Genomic DNA, 1,409 nt, shown 5'->3' on the forward strand with positions numbered 1-1,409 from the left:
ATTTATGCGCTTCTCAAGGCAACAATTGGGTCAAGTTTAGCAGCGCGACGTGCGGGGACTACGCCGAAGAATAAACCGATCGCACCAGAAACTCCAACGGCGGAAAGTACCGCTGTAGTTGAAATTCCGGCTTCTAAGGGGCTAACAGCTGCGACTAAAAAAATGCCGCTCACGCCAACAACAGTACCAATTAAACCACCAGCGGCTGAAACAATTACTGCTTCAATCATGAACTGTAATAAAATATCTTGCTGAGTTGCACCAATTGCTTTTCGCAGTCCGATTTCCTGGGTACGTTCGGTAACGGAAACCAGCATAATATTCATAATGCCGATACCGCCGACAAATAAAGAAATACTCGCGATCGCAGCTAACATAATTGTTAAAGCCCCGGTTATTTGTCCGACTGTAGCTTGGGCATCTTTTTGAGAACGCACGGTAAAATCATCTTCACCAGTTGTTTTGTGTCGCAAACGCAATAAATTTCTCATTTGAAATTCGGCCGCGTCAACACTATCGCCATTAACTGCGGAAACTACAAGGTAATCTAACGCAATACCATAGGGAGAATTTTTTCCTACAAGTCGATTTGCAGAAGTTGTAATCGGTATTAATGCAGCTTCATCATAATTAGCACCACCCAATCCCGAACCTTTTCCTTCCAACATTCCAATAATTTGAAAGCTGGTATTTTTGATTCGTAATTGCTTTCCTAAAGGATTAACACTACCAAAAAGTTTTTCTGCTAAATCGGCACCCAATACAGCTACTTGATTACTGCGTTTGATATCTATTTCATTAAAAAAACGTCCTTTAGCAATTTCAAAATCTCGTACCAATGGAAAACCGGGAGTAGTACCAATGATATTGACATCAGTGTTTTTATTGCGATAAGTCACCACATATCTACGATTTAACTCCGGTGCAACTCCTGCTATTGTTGGGACTTGAGTTACAATAGCTTGAGCATCTTCTAGCACCAAGGTTTTGGGAATATCAAAGGTAATCCGTTGAGTTTCTTGATTCCCCGGAATTACAAATAGTACATTTGGTCCGAGAGATTCCAACTGTTTGTTAACAAACTTTTGTCCCCCTTCACCAATACCAATCATGGCAATTACCGAAGCATTACCGATAACAATGCCTAACATGGTAAGAGCGCTACGCAATTTATTTGATAGCAGGGTTGTACCTGCCATTTGTACGCTTTCTATAAAATTCATATTTTAAGGTTAAAGGTCAAAGGTCAAAGGTTAAAGGTTAAAGGTCAAAGGTCAAAGGTTAAAGGTTAAAGGTCAAAGGTCAAAGGTCAAAGGTTAAAGGTTAAAGGTTAAAGGTTAAAGGTCAAAGGTTAAAGGTCAAAGGTTAAAGGTTAAATATCTTATAACTTTTAACTCCTAATTCATAAC

Annotated in this window: 1 protein-coding gene; it reads right to left on the minus strand. The window is 39.7% G+C overall.

Annotation, left to right across the window (positions count from 1 at the left end; translation table 11 throughout):
* Positions 1-2: 2 nt before the first annotated feature.
* Positions 3-1,223, minus strand: a complete 1,221-nt coding sequence (locus VB797_RS24400) for an ABC transporter permease (RefSeq protein WP_323240338.1) — start codon at positions 1,221-1,223, stop codon at positions 3-5.
* Positions 1,224-1,409: the final 186 nt, after the last annotated feature.

Origin of the sequence: Rivularia sp. UHCC 0363 (genome assembly GCF_034931125.1) — a bacterium.
Classification (GTDB): domain Bacteria; phylum Cyanobacteriota; class Cyanobacteriia; order Cyanobacteriales; family Nostocaceae; genus Rivularia.

Bases quoted from the DNA above. Each gene is read 5' to 3' on its own strand.
- VB797_RS24400 (WP_323240338.1), bottom strand. From the start codon at position 1,223: ATGAATTTTATAGAAAGCGTACAAATGGCAGGTACAACCCTGCTATCA.